This window comes from Ruegeria sp. C2, from assembly GCF_056537765.1.
In genome coordinates this window covers 1,754,888-1,773,280 of the sequence record NZ_JBQFRZ010000001.1, presented here as the reverse complement: position 1 = coordinate 1,773,280, position 18,393 = coordinate 1,754,888, and the positions used below count along the sequence as shown (strand labels likewise).

The 18,393-nt window shown below is 57.1% G+C and carries 18 protein-coding genes and 2 tRNA genes; 8 read left to right on the top strand and 12 right to left on the bottom strand.

Going from position 1 to position 18,393, the window contains the following annotated elements:
• The first annotated feature begins 62 nt into the window (after positions 1 to 62).
• The 5 genes from infA to ACR0IV_RS08925 all read left to right on the top strand — a co-directional run bounded on the left by infA (position 63) and on the right by ACR0IV_RS08925 (position 2,223).
• Positions 63 to 281, top strand: coding sequence for a translation initiation factor IF-1 (gene infA / locus ACR0IV_RS08945; protein WP_005978431.1), 219 nt, complete (start codon positions 63 to 65; stop codon positions 279 to 281).
• A gap of 11 nt (positions 282 to 292) precedes the next feature.
• Positions 293 to 871, top strand: coding sequence for a Maf family protein (locus ACR0IV_RS08940; RefSeq protein WP_480656972.1), 579 nt, complete (start codon positions 293 to 295; stop codon positions 869 to 871).
• Positions 868 to 1,890 (top strand): ribonuclease E/G, encoded by a 1,023-nt coding sequence (locus ACR0IV_RS08935; protein WP_480656973.1) that lies wholly within the window; start codon positions 868 to 870, stop codon positions 1,888 to 1,890. The genes ACR0IV_RS08940 and ACR0IV_RS08935 overlap by 4 nt, the downstream gene beginning before the upstream one ends.
• Positions 1,887 to 2,069, top strand: coding sequence for a DNA gyrase inhibitor YacG (locus ACR0IV_RS08930; protein WP_480656974.1), 183 nt, complete (start codon positions 1,887 to 1,889; stop codon positions 2,067 to 2,069). Before ACR0IV_RS08935 ends, ACR0IV_RS08930 begins: the two co-directional genes overlap by 4 nt.
• A 79-nt stretch (positions 2,070 to 2,148) precedes the next feature.
• Positions 2,149 to 2,223, top strand: a tRNA-Phe gene (locus tag ACR0IV_RS08925).
• A 423-nt stretch (positions 2,224 to 2,646) separates the two neighbouring features.
• Here the strand turns inward: ACR0IV_RS08925 and ACR0IV_RS08920 are convergent.
• The 3 genes from ACR0IV_RS08920 to ACR0IV_RS08910 are packed head-to-tail and all read right to left on the bottom strand — an operon-like array spanning position 2,647 to position 5,239.
• On the bottom strand, positions 2,647 to 3,951 hold the full coding sequence (locus ACR0IV_RS08920; protein ID WP_480692672.1) for an ATP-binding protein: 1,305 nt from the start codon (positions 3,949 to 3,951) through the stop codon (positions 2,647 to 2,649).
• A gap of 23 nt (positions 3,952 to 3,974) precedes the next feature.
• The gene (locus ACR0IV_RS08915; RefSeq protein WP_480468997.1) at positions 3,975 to 4,634 is read right to left on the bottom strand and encodes a response regulator transcription factor; all 660 of its coding nucleotides are present in this window, start codon (positions 4,632 to 4,634) and stop codon (positions 3,975 to 3,977) included.
• A gap of 38 nt (positions 4,635 to 4,672) precedes the next feature.
• A complete protein-coding gene (locus ACR0IV_RS08910) occupies positions 4,673 to 5,239 on the bottom strand; it encodes a PepSY domain-containing protein (RefSeq protein ID WP_480656977.1) in 567 nt (188 codons plus the stop codon).
• 198 nt (positions 5,240 to 5,437) lie between these two features.
• Here ACR0IV_RS08910 and ACR0IV_RS08905 point away from each other — a divergent pair, with 198 nt between their 5' ends.
• A complete protein-coding gene (locus ACR0IV_RS08905) occupies positions 5,438 to 6,490 on the top strand; it encodes a hypothetical protein (RefSeq protein ID WP_480656978.1) in 1,053 nt (350 codons plus the stop codon).
• A 268-nt stretch (positions 6,491 to 6,758) separates the two neighbouring features.
• On the opposite strand, the gene ACR0IV_RS08900 is transcribed toward ACR0IV_RS08905, so the two are convergent.
• A complete protein-coding gene (locus ACR0IV_RS08900; protein WP_480656979.1) occupies positions 6,759 to 6,947 on the bottom strand; it encodes a hypothetical protein in 189 nt (62 codons plus the stop codon).
• Between the two features lie 968 nt (positions 6,948 to 7,915).
• Between ACR0IV_RS08900 and ACR0IV_RS08895 the strand changes: the two genes are divergently transcribed.
• Positions 7,916 to 8,851 carry a hypothetical protein gene (locus tag ACR0IV_RS08895; protein ID WP_480656980.1) on the top strand — a complete coding sequence of 312 codons (936 nt, stop codon included), beginning with the start codon at positions 7,916 to 7,918 and terminating at the stop codon, positions 8,849 to 8,851.
• Positions 8,852 to 8,909: 58 nt separating this feature from the next.
• Here the strand turns inward: ACR0IV_RS08895 and ACR0IV_RS08890 are convergent.
• The 8 genes from ACR0IV_RS08890 to ACR0IV_RS08855 form a co-directional block, all read right to left on the bottom strand.
• Positions 8,910 to 8,986, bottom strand: a tRNA-Met gene (locus ACR0IV_RS08890).
• Positions 8,987 to 9,068: 82 nt separating this feature from the next.
• Positions 9,069 to 10,040 carry an alpha/beta fold hydrolase gene (locus ACR0IV_RS08885; RefSeq protein ID WP_480656981.1) on the bottom strand — a complete coding sequence of 324 codons (972 nt, stop codon included), beginning with the start codon at positions 10,038 to 10,040 and terminating at the stop codon, positions 9,069 to 9,071.
• A complete protein-coding gene (locus ACR0IV_RS08880) occupies positions 10,040 to 11,512 on the bottom strand; it encodes a flavin-containing monooxygenase (RefSeq protein WP_480656982.1) in 1,473 nt (490 codons plus the stop codon). The genes ACR0IV_RS08885 and ACR0IV_RS08880 overlap by 1 nt, the downstream gene beginning before the upstream one ends.
• 75 nt (positions 11,513 to 11,587) lie before the next feature.
• A complete protein-coding gene (locus tag ACR0IV_RS08875; protein WP_480656983.1) occupies positions 11,588 to 12,391 on the bottom strand; it encodes a PaaX family transcriptional regulator C-terminal domain-containing protein in 804 nt (267 codons plus the stop codon).
• Positions 12,392 to 12,444: 53 nt separating this feature from the next.
• The gene (paaZ, locus tag ACR0IV_RS08870) at positions 12,445 to 14,469 is read right to left on the bottom strand and encodes a phenylacetic acid degradation bifunctional protein PaaZ (protein ID WP_480656984.1); all 2,025 of its coding nucleotides are present in this window, start codon (positions 14,467 to 14,469) and stop codon (positions 12,445 to 12,447) included.
• Positions 14,470 to 14,497: 28 nt separating this feature from the next.
• Complete coding sequence (locus ACR0IV_RS08865) at positions 14,498 to 15,850, bottom strand: TRAP transporter large permease (RefSeq protein WP_480656985.1); 1,353 nt, start codon at positions 15,848 to 15,850, stop codon at positions 14,498 to 14,500.
• Positions 15,850 to 16,353 carry a TRAP transporter small permease gene (locus ACR0IV_RS08860; RefSeq protein ID WP_480656986.1) on the bottom strand — a complete coding sequence of 168 codons (504 nt, stop codon included), beginning with the start codon at positions 16,351 to 16,353 and terminating at the stop codon, positions 15,850 to 15,852. The genes ACR0IV_RS08865 and ACR0IV_RS08860 overlap by 1 nt, the downstream gene beginning before the upstream one ends.
• 55 nt (positions 16,354 to 16,408) lie before the next feature.
• Entirely contained in the window at positions 16,409 to 17,428 is a 1,020-nt protein-coding gene (locus tag ACR0IV_RS08855) for a TRAP transporter substrate-binding protein (RefSeq protein WP_480656987.1), read from the bottom strand.
• A gap of 179 nt (positions 17,429 to 17,607) precedes the next feature.
• Here ACR0IV_RS08855 and paaG point away from each other — a divergent pair, with 179 nt between their 5' ends.
• A complete protein-coding gene (paaG, locus tag ACR0IV_RS08850; protein WP_480656988.1) occupies positions 17,608 to 18,393 on the top strand; it encodes a 2-(1,2-epoxy-1,2-dihydrophenyl)acetyl-CoA isomerase PaaG in 786 nt (261 codons plus the stop codon).

The window sequence follows — 18,393 nt, the reverse complement described above, 5'->3', positions numbered from 1 at the left end:
TAAGCTCATTTAAGCGCACACCCTCGCAGATTCTGCGAGTGCAACTTAGATGTGGAGACAACATGGCCAAGGAAGATACGCTCGAATTTCCCGGTGTCGTGAAGGAACTCCTGCCTAATGCGACGTTTCGGGTCGAGCTGGAAAACGGCCATGAGATCATCGCACATACGGCAGGCAAGATGCGCAAGAACCGCATCCGTGTTCTGGCTGGCGACAAAGTTCAGGTCGAGATGACCCCGTATGATCTGACCAAGGGTCGGATCAACTACCGCTTTAAATAACGCTTCGCCCAATGGCGTTTATCCTCGGATCGGGCAGCCCAAGGCGGCTGGACCTGCTGGCGCAGCTTGGCGTTCGTCCTGATGCGATACACCCTCCTGAGATCGACGAAACGCCTTTGAAAGGCGAGTTGCCGGTTCCCTATTGCAGTCGCATCACGCGCGAAAAAGTGCAGGCGGTTCAGGCGGATAGCGGTGATGTCACCCTTTGCGCGGATACCACTGTTGCATTGGGCCGCCGTATTCTGGGCAAGCCTGAAGATGCAGGGCAGGCCGCCGAATTCCTGCATGCATTGTCCGGCAGACGCCATCGTGTGATCACTTCGGTTGCCGTACGCCGCGGTGAGAAAATTCTGCAACGCGACGTGGTTTCACAGGTCAAGGTAAAGCGCCTCTCGGACACAGAGATCAACGCTTACCTGTCGACGGGGGACTGGCAAGGCAAGGCCGGCGCTTATGCCATCCAGGGCCCCGCCGGAGCGTTCATCCCATGGATTTCTGGTTCGTTCACCGGCATCGTGGGCCTGCCTCTGGCCGAGACCGCCTCGCTTTTGCAAGGCATCGGTTACCCCTTGTATCGTGAGGTGTCATGAAAGGTCGCACAATCGTTCTGGACCATATCGAAGGCCGCGAAGCCGCCGCACTCATGGTGGATGGCGCACTTGACGACTTTCTGATTGCCGGAGAGGCACCTCTTCCGGGCACCATCTATCGTGCGCGCGCCGAGCGCCCGGTCAAAGGGCAGGGCGGCATGTTTCTGACCACCCCCGATGGCCCCGCTTTTCTGCGGCAGGTCAAGGGGTTGGCTCCTGGGGCTTTGCTGCTGGTCCAGATCAGTGGTTACGCCGAGCCGGGTAAGGCGATACCGGTTACCAACCGCGTTCTGTTCAAAAGCCGCTTCGCCATCGTCACGCCCTATGCACCCGGCCTCAATATCTCGCGCAGCATCCGCGACGAAGACGAGCGAGACCGCTTGCTGGAAATCGCGCATGAGCAGATGGAGGACAGCCCGCATGGCCTGATCCTGAGGTCTTGCTGCGCGGGGGCTGAAAGCGACGAGATCGCGGAAGACATTGCTGCGATGCGTCTTCAGACCGAACAGGTTCTGAACGACCCGGGCGACCAGCCTGAAACCCTCAGCGAGGGTGATGGCCCGCATATTCTCGCCTGGCGCGACTGGACTGACCCAGCCGAGGTCGTCACCGCCCCGGGTGGCTTCGAGGATCACGGCGTACTGGATGCGCTGGACGTCGCGCGCGGCATTTCCGAACCTCTTGCGGGTGGCGGGCACCTCTATATCCAGCCCACGCGGGCACTGGTCGCGGTTGATGTTAATACCGGGTCGGACAGTTCGCTGGCGGCAGGAACCAAAGCCAACTTTGCCTGCGCCAAATCACTGCCTCGGGCGCTGAGAGTGCGCGGGCTTGGCGGACAAATCACGCTGGATCTCGCCCCAATGCCCAAGAAAGACCGCCGTGGGTTCGAGGCCGCCTTGCGCGCTGCCTTCAAAACCGATCCCGACGAGACCATTTTGGCCGGCTGGACCCCGCTTGGTCATTATGAATTGCAACGCAAGCGTGCTCGCGTTCCGCTGACTGAGGTGCTGAAATGAGTTGCCCGATCTGCGGCGGAGATTCCGTCCACAGCTTCCGCCCGTTCTGTTCAAAACGCTGCGCGGATCTTGATCTGGCCAAATGGCTGAACGGGTCATACGCTGTTGCTTCACAGCGCGAAGAGGATGCGGATCCTGACGTTTCAGACGATGATCAAAGACAACCGCTTCAACATTGAAAAAATGTCAAAAAGCCTCTGGACACTCCCGGTGGCAAATCATAGAACGCCTCCACCCAACGGTAAGTTCCGTTCCCGTGCCCGGGTAGCTCAGGGGTAGAGCAGTGGATTGAAAATCCTCGTGTCGGTGGTTCGATTCCGCCCCCGGGCACCACTCCCAACAGGTAAGCTACTGTTTCCCTTCAGCTTTAGCCGGAGCTGACCAAGAGCGTAGTACATACTAGAGAATAAAACCGTTCCTCTATCATTCGTGAAAGCGGGTTTTTTACTTCTCATGTCGGGTCCCGAATGACCTCAATCACCACTATGTCGCTGGAAAACATCGTTCTCGCTGTGGATAAGAGCAGCTGCAGTTGCAAAGTCCCGAGCGCAAAGAGCTGCTCAACAATTGGATGAACACTGCTATCACCTACGCATTCAAGACGTAGATTTTCTGGGCAAGCAGCTTCTGAGCATGGGAACTGCGGTCGACCTTGAGTCTTCGTTATCATATGCCGATCAAACCAGCGTGGACGCTGTGAAACCCTCAGAAGCCGTGCCAGCCTATCTGCAGCTGAAGAGGCAAGGACGTCTATACTTATGCTGATAAAAGCACACAGCAGGCCAAGCCATTAAGGTTTGTGGATGTTCCCAATTTCAGCTCACTGCCGTAGGCGTTCAAAAGATCTACGGAGATGGCCAATCCCAAGCCGGTTCCGCTTACAGAGGTGTCCAGCCGACCTCCGGAACGCAGCACCCCTGCACGTGCGTCTTCCGGAATTCCGGGCCCGTCATCTTCGATGGACATCTCAATTCCATCTGCAACACGTTTCGCGGTGATGTGAACGCTTGTTCTGCACCACTTGAGGGCGTTGTCGAGTAGGTTTCCAATCACTTCTTCAATGTCCTGAGTGTCCATTCGAACCTGCAGTCCATCCTCGCAATCGGTTGTAAGTGATTTCCCTTCGCGCTCTGCCATGACCGAGAACAGCCTGGATAGTCTGGCGACCGAATTCGAAAGATCAGTTCGGGAGTGCGTAAGTTCAGCGGTGTTTGACGCACGCATGCGCGCGAGAGAACGCTTGAGCTGGGCATCAATCCTGTTCAGCGCGTCTTCGGCAGGTTCAGTATTTGCTCCGTTGTCCGACAAACTTGTCAATTCGTTTCGAAGTATCGCCGTCGGTGTTTTAAGTGCGTGCGCCAAATCCGCCGCCTGCCGTCGGGAGCCAGATACAATTTCGCGGTTTCTGTGCAGCAACTGATTGAGGTCTTCGACAAGCGGTGAAACCTCCTCTGGATAGTCTTCCGGGTTCAGGTCGTCTCCCTTGTCCCAGCGATGCGTCACATCAGTGCGTAGCTTCGTGAGCGGGCCGACAATTGCAGACATTAGTAGCAGAGAGCCGGCAACTCCGATTAAGCCGACCAACCCGAAAACCGGAAGCAAGTTGTTTTGAGCAGCCCGACGTTCGCGGATCAACTCAAGCCTGCTTTCGGCGACGGTCACGCCCCATTCGGTTCCGTCTTCGAACGTGATTTTCTGATAAACGCTGCGAACGGCCTCGTTATCCGGGCCTGACGTGTTCCACACGACTGCCTCTTCCTTCGCACGTGCGGGTTCGGAAATTGTTTCGTCAAACAATGAGGCAGAAGTAAATGCAGCTCCGTTTCCGTCCGTCACCTGCCAGTATCGGCCTGAGTACGGCGTACCATAGGCCGGGTCGAACATGAGATCGCGCAAAGCCTCAGGGTCATCCGTGGTTGCGCTCAATCCAACAACGAGTTGGGTGTGCCTGTCGCGCAGCGTCTCGTCGAACTGACCAAGAACGCGGGTGTTAATGTAGGAAAATACAATCAGAGTTCCGACGCCGACAGAAAGCGCTCCGGTGGCGAGACCGCCAAGCAAAGCGCGTTGGCGCAGTGATAACATCAGACGGTATCGATCATGTAGCCGCGCCCTCTGACCGTTGTGATGAGGTCCGAGCCCAGTTTCTTGCGCAGGCGGGTTATGAAAACAGCGATGGTGTTGGAATCCCGGTCGCCATCGTATTCGTAGATGTGTTCTGACAACTCTGTGCGCGACACCATGCGTCCGATATTGTGCGCAAGGTATGTCAGGACCGCGATCTCCTGCGCAGTCAGATCAACGGGAATTCCGCCCACGCTCACTCGCCCGTTTCGCGTATCGAGTGAAACGTCCCCCATCTCGATCACAGGGTTCAACTGACCGCTCTGTCGACGCAGGATTGCGCGAACACGTGCGGCCAATTCTGGCATATGAAACGGCTTGGTCATGTAGTCGTCCGCACCAGCATCAAGACCATCCACGCGTTCGCTCCATCCATCGCGGGCCGTAAGGATCAACACCGGTGTCTTAACCCCAGCGCCGCGCCATTCACGCAGGACAGAGATGCCGTCGCGTTCCGGTAAACCAATGTCGAGGATGATCATGTCGTATGGTTCGGTCGACCCCAGGTGAAGCGCGTCCGTTCCATTGTCGGCCACATCTACCACGCGGCCTTCTGCATTTAGAAGTTTCTTAATCTGCTCGCACAGCTGCGGCTCATCTTCGGCTAGAAGTACTCTCATACTCGAAAACTACAGTCACTACCGGTTTGGTTTAAGCTTTATTTTTTGCCGTTTCCTTTGCCGTTCCCGCCAGAATTCCCGCCGCCGTTGCCACCGCCGTTTCCGCCACCGTTGCCATTGCCACCACCGTTGCCATTCCCGCCGCCGTTTCCACCACCGTTGCCATTGCCGCCGCTGTTGCCGTTCCCTTTGTTTCCGTTGTTTCCACGGCTCGCTGAGGCTCCGCGGTTGCTATTGGTATTACGATTGTTCGCTTTAGTGGGGTTTGAACGGGCAGCGTTCGATATTTGACGGCCAATACTGGATCGATTGGAAACGACGGTACCGGTTTGGGCATTCACAATCACGCTGATGATTTTTCCATCAGGCTTTTTGACGAGAATGCGATAGTAAATCTGATCAGCCTGAAACGCACGCGCATCGACCGGGATACCGCCATAGGCATTCTCTACACCATTGATAACCCGTTTGAGCCGGATTGTGCCACCTGTCAGGGTCGCCTTGCGCAGTTCACCTTGCTTGAGCTCGCGTGTTTGGGCAGTCGCTTCCCCATTGGGTGAAGCAACAAGCACGCTTGCAGCCAACAAGAATACATACGCACGCATGAATGTCCTCGTATTTCCTGGCGCAAGATTACGCCGTTCGACATGAACCGGTGATGAACAAGCAGTTAGCTCTGCGTTCAAGCGCACTCAAGTTTAATGGCCAACAAGACGAACGATTCGTGCATGAATCGAGACCTTCGAACACTGTCATCTGGTTCTGAGAACTGGTGTTTGCTGCCGTCCGGCGAGGAGATCGATATGAAGACCACTACTTTGGGACTGATAAAAGCCTCAACCTTGGCAATCGCTTTGCTGGGGTCGACAGCTATTGTCGCCACCATTGCCGCTCCGGACGTTGCTTTTGCTAAGGAAGGCAAAGGCAAGGGGGGTGGAAACGGCAACGGTGGAAACGGTAACTCCGGCAAAGGAGACCGCGGTGACAACAGCTCTGCCGGAAACAAGGGCGGGAAAAAGGGTGCCGAAAAAAACCGAGTTGGCCGAACTGCAGGAAAATCCAAAGTCGGCAACTCAAAGTCAAAATCTTCGCGTTCTACTACGGGTAAAGCTGGCCGTTTTTCATTGAAGGACATCTTCGGCAGCAAAGACAAATCGCGAACATTAGCTACTTCAAAGAAAAAATCGATCATCGGTGGTGGAAAGCAAAAGCCAAGGACGCAAAAGAAGCCTTCAAAAACAGTGATTGTTGAAGAATCCATTCGCCCAGAAGTCCGGACTAAAGGTAACAGGATAGCTGCGCTTCTTGGTGCCCACCCGTCGGAGTTGGGTGCTTTGAACGCGGCCAACGCCAGCCCAACTGCATTGGCGAATGCATCGCCCAATTCTCGGGTTGGTCGAATTGCCAACTACCGCGATACCGTCTTGGCTGGAGATGCATTGCGTGAGGAGCTTGCAGAACAACTTGAACAGCTCACCGATCTGGAGCCACCGGAGCGGACAGTTCCTGAAATCGAAGAAGATCTGCAAACTGCGCTGGATGATGTTGAGGAAAACCAGGTGCGCGTCGGGGAGCTTGAACAAGCGTTGGAGGACGCGGGTGGAACCGACCCAGAAATAGAAGAACAACTCGAACAAGCGCGCGCAGATTTGGAGAGTTCGGTCGAAGAAGCACAAGACCTGAACGATGAAAGACAAGCCGCAGTTGAGTACGAAGAAGCGACTGAAGAGGTTCAGGAGTTGGTCGATCTGGTTGAAGAACAGGAATTGACCGAACGGGAAGCTTTGGAAGCCGCAGCCAACAAACCTGTCACCGATGCCGTTGAGGCGGAGGTCAAGTCTCTTCTGGGTCTGTAAGCACAGACCAAAGCTCCCTCAGCTCATATAACCCACAGTGCTGACTACTCACGGAAGTACTGCATGCTGGGCCAGCCGCATGCTTCGTAGGGATGGGAAGTGGCTGGCCCACATTATTTCGGGCCTAGCCAAGCCGGCGTAGGCCGCAAGCGTTTTTCGTAACGTGCCAAAAAAAGAAATCCCGCCCCAAAACGGAGCGGGATTTAGTTTTCAATTCCAATAATCAGGACAGATATCGGGAATTGTGTGGGGGTCTGCTGAACTGCCTTCAGACGTTGTTATGTGCCTCGGAAAGCCGCTTGTTTTTGACGATCTGTGTTAATGCATTTTCGATAGGAGGGAAGCGACCACTGCTCGATTTGGTCGTGGTTGACAAACGTTCTTCGGCGCTTTTGCCGGGAGTTTGCATCACAGCTGTTGTGCTGGACTCTTCAGTCACAAAGGCAGGCTTTATCATGCGTTTCCCCTTGTCAGCGATCAAATGGTTTACCACTCGTTTGATCCAACAAGAACACTATGCCTCAGCTTGGTTGAACACTTTGAGAATACATTGTTCACATTCGGTTAATGTTGTTCTCGAAACAAAGACAAACGAACTACCGGGCGGCATGGTGGGTGAAAAGGATTTACTCTGGCCTCTTTGGGGGTAGAGAGAAACTCCCAGCGTTAGCCCCTTTGGTTGCCGACATGGCCACCGCGCCGAGGACATCGCTTCGCCGATATACTCGTCAATGCCCGTTCACGAGCAATCTGGACCGTTAAGCTGATGAAGGGCGCTGGGAATGATAATAGCTGTTGGAATTTTGACGATAACTTTGACCATGCAGGGTACGTCAATTGGATGTTCAAATCACAGATAGTGGGGCTTTGGCACCGGGTAATGTTGTGGAGTCGACACAACTGCGCCTAGGCTTGCGAAATCCAAGCCCAGACATTGCCCCTTAGGCCCGCGAAAAAAAGGCGACGCAGTGTGTCCCGCTCGGGAAGGCTAAGAACTATCACCGGGTGACTACATCTATGAGGGGTATGTCCGGGACGACGACCCCAGCTGATGGGAATTGCGGTGCAAAAGATACTATGTGCGAGTCGGAGACTAAGTTTGCGATGTAAACCGTGACACGTTCCAAGTGTTGAACCTAATCGGGGCAATCGCCGGTATTCTGAATTGAATGCTTTGGCAGTTCCTCGCACTAAATTCAGTTCGCGACCACAGGTTGTCCTATGGCATTTGAAAGTATGGGATCATAACCGCCGTTTTTTACATGCAGAATAAACGTCATCATCCTGAGAGCCGCACCGAGAGCTTGGAAATCGCCGGGCTCGTTAAGAATACGCGTTTACTTTGTATTCCCCGAGTGATGAAATCATCAAAATTCTTAGCATTCGTGCGGTGGCCGAAGCTCAAGTAAGAAACCGAAGGCAAATATGGTTCAGGAAATCTGGCTGCATATTGGCACTGCCAAAAGCGGTACCACAGCGCTTCAGCACTATTGTAATGAGAACTCTGCCAAGCTCGAAGATACAGGGCTATTATATGCTACCGCTAAAGGGCATTCCTCGGTCAATAAGCTTGCTGTTGCGATCAACAAGCATCGTCTGGAGCACCTTGAAGAGATATCCTCACATCTGACACAGCAAATTCGAACCAGCACAGCCCGAAAGGCTCTGATCTCGTCAGAGATGCTGTTTGGAATGTCGCCCGCCGATATCATGGAAGCGCTTCCTGTGCTTGGACAGTATCCTTTGAATTTGTTGGTCTATTTCCGTCGGCAGGATCGCTATATCGAAAGTAAATACCTGCAGAAAATGAAGAACGGTCGATTCCGGGGGACGATCTGGGAATACATCGATAAGTTCGATGGTTCCGGATCGGATTACTACGCGGAATTGCGGCCGTGGTTCAATCTGGAATGCGATATCCATCCACGTATCTGCGAACGCGACAGTCTGATCGGGGGATCGACAGTGACGGACGCTCTGTCAGTGATGGGTTTCGATGACCTGGCGCGTTTGGTGCCCAAGACGCGGGTTGAGAACACATCTCCCTCCCTTGGGCGCATTCAGTTGCTGCAGGCCTTGGCAGAAGCAGGGCATCCGAAAATCCGTCAAATACAAAGGGCATTGCCACCGGATCAGAACGGAAAGGCGCGGATGCTGACGCAAGCTCAACGCCGGGACTACGTGAGCAAATATGAACAGGGCAACGAGGCGCTGCGCCAGTCCTTCTTCCCCTCTCTACCGCAGCTGTTTTCGATTGATGATCTGGAAAATGGTTCAGATCAGGTATCTTCGGGCTATACACCAGAGCAGATCGCAGAGATCCAACAAGTGTTTGAAGCGGTATTGCGATCGAAGGCCTGAGTTGAATAAACGCCATACGCGGGTGCGCGTTAGCACGTTTCGGACAATGTTGGGATTTTGGTAGCGGAGGAGGGACTTGAACCCCCGACACGCGGATTATGATTCCGCTGCTCTAACCAACTGAGCTACTCCGCCATGAGTGAGAGGCGATTTAAGCGAGGGGCCGGGGAGGGTCAAGAGGGAAAAGCGTGCCCGTCGAGATTCTTTGCTTGGTCTCTCAGCGAGTGCTACGTTTTGTTGTGAGGCCGTGGGTTTTCTCGGCGATTTGGCGAATGAAACGCGCACAGGCTTCGGGTTCGGTGATCAGGATCATATGGCCGTGCTGCTCTAATTCCTCAAAGGTCAGGCCAAATTTCGTCATTGCCGCGCCGTGGACCCTGGCTGACAGGATTGGGTCTTCGCTGCCGTAAAGGATACCACCGGGCGTTTGCAGTTCACCATAACGCTGGTTCAATGCGCCCATGCTGGATTCGACACCGATGACGTCTTGCGATGCGGTAATGAAGGCCGAGGGGCGCAGGCCGAGGGCACCTCCGGCACGATCCAGAAAATCATTGGGCGCGGGTTCGGGGGCGAAGACGTCTTTCAAGACGAGGGGCGCAGTTTTTCGGGCCATCGGGACGGCGATCGTGTTGCCGATGAGGTTGCGCAGCCACTCGGTGCGGATTTCCAGTGGTTTGAAGACGGCAGGCGGTGTGGGCATTTCCTGAGTCAGGGGAGCCAGCAGCGCCAGCGCCGCCGTTCTGTCCGGGTAGTCCAGAGCCATTGCCAGTGACACGGCGCCGCCGAGCGAGTGACCAACCAATATGGCTTGATCGACATTCTTGGTTTCGAGAAACGCGTGGATCATGCGGGCCTGTTCAGGCAAGGCCGCCAGTTGAGCAGTATCGCGGGTGGAATAGCCACAGCCCGGACGGTCGACCGCGAGAACGTGATAATCCTGCGCAAGGTCATCCATCAGCGCATAGGTGAAATGCTGCAACTGGCCCGAGAGGCCGTGGATCATGACGATGGTCGGGTTGGCGGGGTCGCCTTTTTCGACATAGTGGATGCTGCCACCCGGAACAGGAACGATCTGTCCCAGTTGCGGCACCATCTCGGTACCCTGCCGCGTCAGGCGGCGGGTCCAGAGGTGCATGCCAAGCAGGCAAGCCGCTAACAGCAAGACAATCGTCAGCAGGATCGACATCAGGGATCTCCGGTTGTTTCTGTGAGGGCATGGTATTGCTCGAGCCCGGATCGCGCCATGCGTTTTCTGAACTCGGAGACTGTGCCCGGCCAGAGCGTCGTGTTGCGCCCGTTGGTGTCCTGATACCACGAGGTGCAACCGCCGGATTGCCAAACGCTCTCAAGGTGGCGCTCCTGCATTTCTTGCGTGAACGCAGCCTGCTTGTCGGCATCCGGGGTAATGATGCGGAGGCCATTCGCATGCATCCCCGACAGAACGCGACCGATATGGGCGACTTGCGCTTCGATCATGAGCACAACCGAATTGTGCCCCAACCCGGTATGGGGCCCTAGTAGGATGAAGAAGTTGGGAAACCCGGCGATTGCGGTGCCAAGGTTCGCCTTCATGCCATCGGACCACGCTTGTTTCAGGGTCAGACCACCAGCACCCGTGATCTCGAGATTGTCGACCATGTCAGTCACATGGAACCCGGTTCCCCAGATCAGAACATCGGCCTCGATCTCATTGTCGTTGCTTGCCGTAAGACGGTTTCCGTCAATCGAAGTGACCGCACGCGGCACCACATCCACGTTGTCTCGGGCCAGTGCCGGGTACCAGTCGTTTGAGCTTAGGATGCGTTTGCACCCGATTGTGTAATCGGGCGTCAGTGCGGTTTTTAGCGTTGGGTCGGATACTGCGCTGTCCAAGGCCTGTCGCCACATCTTCATTGCAAAGTCGACGGCGCGGGGTTCGCCTCGGAATACGCGGTGGCGAAACTCGAACAACATATAGATCAGTTGGCGCCGGATGCGGGGCAGCAGGGGGAGCCGTTCATACAAGCGGCGCACCCATGGTGCAATTGGGCCGTCCGGGCGAGGCAGAACGTAGGGTGCGCTGCGTTGGAAAATGGTGACGCGGGCGGCGGTTTTGGCGATCTCGGGAACGAACTGAACCGCCGAAGCTCCGGTCCCAATAACGGCGATCCGTTTGTCACTCAGCGAAACGTCGTGATTCCATTCCGCGGAGTGAAAGCTGGGGCCGGGAAAGCTGCTGGCGCCTGGTATCTGCGGAATGCGCGGCACATGCAGTGCGCCGATGGCCGAGACCAGAAAGCGTGCTGACCAGCGGTGGCCATCCTCTGTTTCAACTTGCCATCGGGAGCCGTCCCAACGGGCGGATTTGAGTTTCTGATGAAAATGGCAGAGCTCATATAGCCCTTCCTCCCGCGCGATACGCTGCAGATAGGACTGGATCTCAGGGCCACCGGCATAGGCGCGGGTCCAATGTGGGTTGAGGTGGGTTGCCATTGAATAAAGATGCGAGGGTACATCGCAAGCAACGCCGGGATAGGTGTTTTCGCGCCATGTCCCGCCGATATCGTCGGCTTTTTCCAGAATGGTAATGTCCGATAGCCCGCGCTTGCGTGCCTCAAGTGCCATAGTCAGGCCTGAGAACCCGGCTCCGACGATCAGCATGTCGGTTTGCGCCGCCATCTCTGCCTCCTCTTCGTTTGCGCACTGCATTGATGATATGGGGCAGGCGCGCAGTTTGAACAGACTGCCGTATGGTCAGCCATTCCCACTCAGCACGGCCGCCGATGGGCGCGGTAGCATGTCAAGCAGGCCAAACACACGGTCACGGCATGCGGGGCCAGCCCAGTCCGAAGGGTAGAACCCCGGGGGCAGATCCGGCTGGCGCAGCACAACACGCCGCCATCGATGCACCAGCAGGGTGCGCAAAGTCGCGCTCTGCAAGGGTGTTGGCCTCCACGCCTCGGGGCGGGACTTCGCAGCCTTGTCGACCGCTGCCAAAAGGGTCTGACACGAGGCGCGTAACTCAGGTGGGCACAACCGATCCTGAACCCATTTCGGGGCTGTGTGCGGGAAAATGTCCAGAGCGAGCAAGCCATCCGTCTGGCTTGGAGCCACGCCTGCGCCCATGGCAACATTGCGCCCTATGGGGATGTAGTCATCGCTGAGCATCACGTCCTCAAGCACCTGCGTCCCGGATCCGTCTTCGGCGATTAATAGATGCCAATGCTCGATGGGTGCCGGGCCGCGCGCATAGATGCGCGGCGTGACCATGGCCGATTGGGTTCTGCCGAACTCCGAAAGAACATGGCGCGAGACGCGGCCAATCCGGTCACTCTCGATCCAGCCATCCTTGCGCAAGCGATGTACAGCGACGCGGATGGCTTCTGGCTTGATGCCCACCGGCTCGATAATCCGTGTCAGAGCACCGCCCGAGATCTGGGCTCCGGGCTCCTGCGCCATGTCTCCAAACAGCGAGACAATGATCGACCACACCCGCTGGTCTTGCGGGTCCGTCAGCTCGGCCACAGCCGTTTCGAACCACGAGCTTTGGTTGGTCATACGACCAGTTTAACCCATTAGGTCCAATAAGAAAAACAGGTATGTGCGGCCCTTCAGCGCGCGTTCATGGTCAGAAGCTCGTATTCTGCGACCGGTTCGTCATCCTGATTGATCAGGGACACGTGCCAGCGGACCTCACCATAGTCATCATTGCGCGGGGTTTTCTGCTTTACCGTCAGACGCACCTTGATGCTATCTCCGGCAACAACGGGTTTCATGAAACGCAGGCCGTCCAGCCCGGTATTGGCCAGCACCGGCCCCTCGTTCGGCTCAACAAACAGGCCTGCAGCAAAGCTCAGCAACAGATAGCCATGCGCCACCCGGCCCGGGAAGAACGGATTTCGCGCTGCTGCGTCCTCGTCCATATGAGCATAGAAGGTATCGCCGGTGAAATTGGCGAAGTGTTCGATATCGTCCAGCGTGATTTTGCGCGGGCCGGTGTGCAGCGTCTCTCCGATCTGCAGCTCTCCGAACTTGCGGGTAAAGGGGTGTGCAGGGCCTTTGACTTCTGTCGCTCCGGGCACCCATTTGGTTCCGATGCTGCTGAGCATCTGTGGTGATCCCTGAATGGCCGTGCGTTGCATGTAATGTTTCACACCGCGCACACCGCCCATTTCCTCACCGCCGCCCGCGCGTCCCGGCCCGCCATGCACCATATGCGGCAGCGGAGAGCCGTGACCGGTCGATTCCGCCATCGAGTCGCGGTTGTTGATGTAGATACGTCCGTTGTAAGCCGCAGAGCCCATCACGACGCCGCGCGCGACGTCGGTGTCATGAGTGATCAGCGACGTGACCAGAGACCCCTGACCGCGATTGGCCAGCGCCACCGCGTGATCCAGATTGCGATATCCCATGAGGGTTGATACTGGGCCAAACGCCTCGGTGTCATGGACTCGCTGCGCTTTGTCTGGGTCGGCGCAGTGAAACAGCATCGGGGGGACGAAGGCTCCGGTCTCGGGGCCGTGCAGGTCGAACGCGTCCGGATCGCCGAAGACCCGTTCAGCCTCTTGTCCAATCAGAGCGGCCTTTTCCAGCACGTCGGCCTTCTGCCCGTTCGACACAAGCGCACCCATGCGCGTGGTCTCGGCCCGAGGATCGCCGATGGTGATCTTCGCCAGCCGTTCCGACAGCGCTCCGATCACTGCATCAACCTGCGCCTGAGGTGCGATGATGCGGCGGATGGCGGTGCATTTCTGACCCGCCTTGGTGGTCATCTCGCGGGAGACTTCCTTGATGAACAGGTCGAATTCGGGCGTGCCGAGTTCCGCATCCGGGCCGAGGATCGAGGCGTTCAGGCTGTCCTGCTCCGCCACGAACCGCACCGAGTTCTGCAGGATCGCAGGCGTCTGCCGCAACTTGAGCGCGGTGCTGGCCGAGCCGGTGAAGCTGACCACATCCTGACAGCCCATGTGATCCAGCATGTCTCCTAACCCGCCCGAGACCAGTTGCAGTGCACCCGCAGGCAGGATGCCACTGTCCAGCATGATCCGAACCGCCAGTTCGGTCACATAACAGCTATTGGTTGCCGGTTTCACGATGGCCGGAACGCCTGCCAACAGTGTTGGGGCCAGTTTCTCCAGCATCCCCCAGACCGGGAAATTGAAGGCGTTGATGTGGACCGCAACGCCCTGCAAAGGCGTGCAGATATGCTGTCCCAGAAACGAGCCGTTGCGCGAAAGCTGCTCAATCTCACCGTCCAGATAGACCTGAGTGTCCGGCATCTCGCGCCTGCCTTTAGAGGCGAAGACAAACATCGTGCCGATGCCGCCGTCGATATCGATCAGGTGGTCCTTCTGGGTGGCCCCGGTCTCGAAGCTCAGGTCGTAAAGGGCCTGCTTGTGCGCAGACAACGCTTGTGCCAGCGCTTTGAGCATCCGGGCGCGATCGTGGAACGTGAGCTTGCGCAGGGCGGGGCCGCCGGTGTTGCGCGCGTAATCCAGCATGGCCTGCACGTCGAGCGCCGCGTTTCCTGCGCTGGCAAATGGTGCGCCGGTGATGGCGGATGCGATGGTGCGTGCGCCCTCGTCGGGCGCGACCCAAGTGCCAGCGGCAAAGCTGGAAATCTGATGCAGGGACATGGTGTTCTCCTGTTTAATGAGGCGGGGCTTAGTGCCCCAATGCGCCCATTTGCTGCGGCAGGTACAGGACCACGATGGGCACCAGCACGATCAGCGCGAGGCGGAAGATATCGGCGATCCAGAATGGTGTAACGCCGCGAAAGATGGTGCCGGTCGAGACATCGCCCACCACGCCTTTCAGGATGAAGACGTTCAGTCCCACAGGCGGGGTGATTAGCGAGATCTCGGTGACCACGACGACCACGATGCCGAACCAGATCGGGTCATAGCCCAGTGATGTAACCAGCGGGAAGAAGATCGGGACGGTCAGCAGCAGCATTGAGAGCGACTCGAACACACAGCCCAGAATGATGTAGATGCCAAGGATCATCAGGATCACGACAAACGGAGCCACATCATAAGCCGTGACCATCGCGATCAGGGCTTCGGGCAAACCGGCCAGATTGATGAAGTTCGAAAAGATCTGCGCGCCGATCAGCACGGCGAACAAGGCAGATGCCGTAAAGCAGGTCTCTTTCAGCACCTCAAAGGTTGAACCGACGGTCAGACCGCCGCGAAAGAGCGCAATCAGAAAGGCTCCGGCGGCACCCATGCCTGCGGCCTCGGTGGGTGAGAATGTCAGGTTCAGGGGTTCAAAGTCGAAGGCTCCGTAAAGCCCACCGATAACCAGAAAGAACAGCAGCAGCACGGCCCAGACCGAACCAAGCGCACGGATGCGTTCGGACCAAGTGGCGCGTTCCCCGGCCGGTCCGGCCTCGGGGTTGCGCCAGACGGTCCAGCGTACGGCGAAGAGGTAGAACAGGATGCCCAGAATGCCGGGGATGATGCCGGCCATGAACAGCTTTCCGATCGAGGTTTCGGTCAGCAGCCCGTAGATGACCAGAATGACCGAAGGCGGGATCAGGATGCCCAGCGTACCACCCGCGGCAATTGAAGCGGTCGAGAGTTCATCGGAATAACCATAGCGGCGCATCTGCGGCATCGCGACCTTGGACATCGTGGCTGCCGTGGCCAGCGACGATCCGCAAATTGCCGAGAAGCCGCCGCAAGCCGCAACCGTTGCCATGGCGATGCCACCACGCATGTGGCCCAGAAAGGCGTTGGATACGGCATAAAGCTCGCGCGCCATGCCGCCCTTGTTTACGAACAATCCCATCAGGATGAACAGGGGCACCACCGACAGGCCGTAATCCTGTGCAGTATCGGTTATCTGGCGACCTACCATGGACATGGCGGCCTTCAGCCCACGCTCGTCAAAGATCGAGCCACCGCGCTCGTAGGCAAAGCCCAATGTGCCGACCAGGCCCATGGCAAAGACAATAGGCAGGCGCACGAGCACCAGGATCAAGACAATCGCAAATCCGATCAGCGCAGCGGTCATTACATAGGCTCCGACAGAGTATTGGGGGCGAAGGCTTTCAGCAGGCCGGTTGCAATCATCACCAGTGCGGTGATGGCAACGGACAGTGCTATGAACCAGCCGATCAGGAAGGTCGGGATCGAGAGATATTCGGTCACGTCTCCATAATCCCGCGCGCGTTCAGCCAGAACCCAGACGCGCTGAACCGGCCAGAACAGCATGATGCCGCTGACTACGTAAATCACCACGTCTCGGGCGCGGGACAGGTGCAGACGGTTGAAGAAACCGTCCGTCAGGTCAACCGCGATATGCCCGTTGGTGGTCGATACAATCGGCAGTACCGAAAACACCAGAATGGCCATCAGAATGCGCGTCAGCTCGGTAGCAGCCTCAATGGGTGCATTGAAGACCGAGCGTAAGATGACGTCGCAGAATGTCATTACCATCAGGATGAACAGGGCAATGCAGGCCACGATCACGGGAAGAGCGCTGGCACGGCGCACAAACTGAATTATCGGGGTCATGGGAAACTCGCGCGTGGTGGGGCAGGGCGGCGCAAATGACCGCCCTGCAGTCGGATCAGTTCGAGGACATTTCCGATTTGATCATGTCATAAGCCGCCTGTGCATCGACGCCTGTCGCATCAACTTCGGCGATGACTTTGCCGCGGATGTCTTCGGCAATGACCGAGAATTTCTCCAAATCCGCGTCGGTGGCGGCGTTGATGGCATTGCCTTCCGCCGCTTCGGTCGCCTCACGACCGGTGGCGTCGATCTCGTCCCAGATCTTGCCGATCTCACGGCTCAGCGGTTCGCCAAACACGTTTTCTTCCAGCGCCGCCTGCAGCTCTGCAGGCAGATCGGCAAAGGTGTCTTCGTTCATGATAAACGCAAACGAACCACGATAGAGGCCACCGGGCATCTCATAGACGTTCTGCGCAACCTCGGTCAGCTTGAAACCCTTACGCGATTCCAGTGGCATGACCACGCCGTCAGCAGCTTTCGATGCCAGCGTCTCGTAGACCTTCGGGGCAGGCACCTGAATGCCGGTTGCACCAAGCGCTGCGCCCACGTCACCGCCAACGCCACCGGGGATGCGCACCTTCAGACCCGATACTTCCTCCAGAGAGGTCACGGGGGTGCTGGAATGCAGCTGTGCGGGGCCATGGGTGTGCAGGGCAATGACCTTCACACCGCGATGTTCGTCAGCAGCTTTGAGGTGCTGGTCATATGCGCGCCAGTAAGCCACCGACGCGTCTTCGGCCGAACCTTCATAACCCGGCAACTCGATCAGTTTGGTGGTGACGAAGCGACCCGGCTGATAGCCGTGGAAGATGATCGAGGCATCGGCAGCGCCGTCCATGATCAGGTCCATCTGTGCGGGCGGTGGGGCGATGCCCAGTTTCAGCTCCGCAGTGACCTGCCCGTCGGTGGCCTCTTCCACCATCTCGACGAATTTGGGCCACATCTTTGCGTTGATGCCATGGGTGGGTGGTGCCCAGCTGGAAATCGTCAGGGTGTAGTCGGCAGCAAAAGCGATGGTGCCGGACACCGCCAGCGTTGCCGAGGCCAGCAGGGTGGTGAGCTTGGTGAATTTCATGACCGGGTCTCCTCCTCAAAAGCGCAAGTCGTGAATTTGGTATTGGTTCGTTTTGTAACTATCAACGGGGCTAAACAGATGTCGTTGACCCGCCGATTCACAAAAGCTTGGAGAATTTATTGACCAACCGTTCGGTTTATGCAAGAAGTTTGTTGTAACTTATGAAAAGCGAACCGGGTATGTCCGACACGATTATTTCGCAGAATATGGGGCAATGGGTTGAAATTACACTCAATCGCCCAGATCGCCTGAACAGTTTCACTGATGAGATGCACTATGCCCTGCGCGCTGCGCTTGAGGCCGCGCGCGACGAAGGCGCCCGTTCTGTGTTGCTGACTGGCGCAGGGCGTGGGTTTTGTGCAGGGCAGGATTTGGGGGATCGAAATCCTGCAACGATGGAGGGACCGCCGGACCTGGGCCACACAGTGCGCACGTTTTATGCGCCTTTGGTCCGCCTGATCCGGTCGCTGGAATTTCCCGTTGTTTGTGCCGTCAATGGTGTCGCTGCCGGGGCAGGGGCGAATCTCGCCCTGGCCTGCGACGTGGTTCTTGCCGCCGAATCTGCGAAGTTCATCCAATCGTTTTCCAAAGTTGGCCTGATCCCCGATACCGGTGGCAGCTGGCATCTGCCACGCCTGCTGGGTGAGGCGCGGGCCAAAGGGCTGGCCCTGACCGGGCAGCCGTTGCCGGCGCAACAGGCAGCGGATTGGGGCCTGATCTGGAAAGCTATCCCTGACGCTGATCTGATGGCTGAGGCGCGCAAGTTGACGGAACAGTTCGCCAATGGTCCGACGCTGGGGCTTGGCCTGACGAAGCAGACGATACAAGCGGCTGCTACGCATACTCTGACCGATCATCTGGAGATTGAGGCGGACGCAATGAAAACCTGCGGTGAAAGCGCGGATTATGCCGAAGGCGTCACCGCCTTTCTGGAAAAACGTGCGCCGGTGTTTCGGGGGGAATGA

Coding starts and splice junctions, on each gene's coding strand:
- ACR0IV_RS08930 (WP_480656974.1), top strand. CDS start 1,887: ATGAGTTGCCCGATCTGCGGCGGAGATTCCGTCCACAGCTTCCGCCCG.
- ACR0IV_RS08875 (WP_480656983.1), bottom strand. CDS start 12,391: ATGACCAACCAAAGCTCGTGGTTCGAAACGGCTGTGGCCGAGCTGACG.
- ACR0IV_RS08905 (WP_480656978.1), top strand. CDS start 5,438: ATGAAGACCACTACTTTGGGACTGATAAAAGCCTCAACCTTGGCAATC.
- ACR0IV_RS08860 (WP_480656986.1), bottom strand. CDS start 16,353: ATGACCCCGATAATTCAGTTTGTGCGCCGTGCCAGCGCTCTTCCCGTG.
- ACR0IV_RS08885 (WP_480656981.1), bottom strand. CDS start 10,040: ATGTCGATCCTGCTGACGATTGTCTTGCTGTTAGCGGCTTGCCTGCTT.
- paaZ (WP_480656984.1), bottom strand. CDS start 14,469: ATGTCCCTGCATCAGATTTCCAGCTTTGCCGCTGGCACTTGGGTCGCG.
- ACR0IV_RS08895 (WP_480656980.1), top strand. CDS start 7,916: ATGGTTCAGGAAATCTGGCTGCATATTGGCACTGCCAAAAGCGGTACC.
- ACR0IV_RS08900 (WP_480656979.1), bottom strand. CDS start 6,947: ATGATAAAGCCTGCCTTTGTGACTGAAGAGTCCAGCACAACAGCTGTG.
- infA (WP_005978431.1), top strand. CDS start 63: ATGGCCAAGGAAGATACGCTCGAATTTCCCGGTGTCGTGAAGGAACTC.
- ACR0IV_RS08940 (WP_480656972.1), top strand. CDS start 293: ATGGCGTTTATCCTCGGATCGGGCAGCCCAAGGCGGCTGGACCTGCTG.
- ACR0IV_RS08880 (WP_480656982.1), bottom strand. CDS start 11,512: ATGGCGGCGCAAACCGACATGCTGATCGTCGGAGCCGGGTTCTCAGGC.
- ACR0IV_RS08855 (WP_480656987.1), bottom strand. CDS start 17,428: ATGAAATTCACCAAGCTCACCACCCTGCTGGCCTCGGCAACGCTGGCG.
- ACR0IV_RS08865 (WP_480656985.1), bottom strand. CDS start 15,850: ATGACCGCTGCGCTGATCGGATTTGCGATTGTCTTGATCCTGGTGCTC.
- ACR0IV_RS08935 (WP_480656973.1), top strand. CDS start 868: ATGAAAGGTCGCACAATCGTTCTGGACCATATCGAAGGCCGCGAAGCC.
- paaG (WP_480656988.1), top strand. CDS start 17,608: ATGTCCGACACGATTATTTCGCAGAATATGGGGCAATGGGTTGAAATT.
- ACR0IV_RS08915 (WP_480468997.1), bottom strand. CDS start 4,634: ATGAGAGTACTTCTAGCCGAAGATGAGCCGCAGCTGTGCGAGCAGATT.
- ACR0IV_RS08910 (WP_480656977.1), bottom strand. CDS start 5,239: ATGCGTGCGTATGTATTCTTGTTGGCTGCAAGCGTGCTTGTTGCTTCA.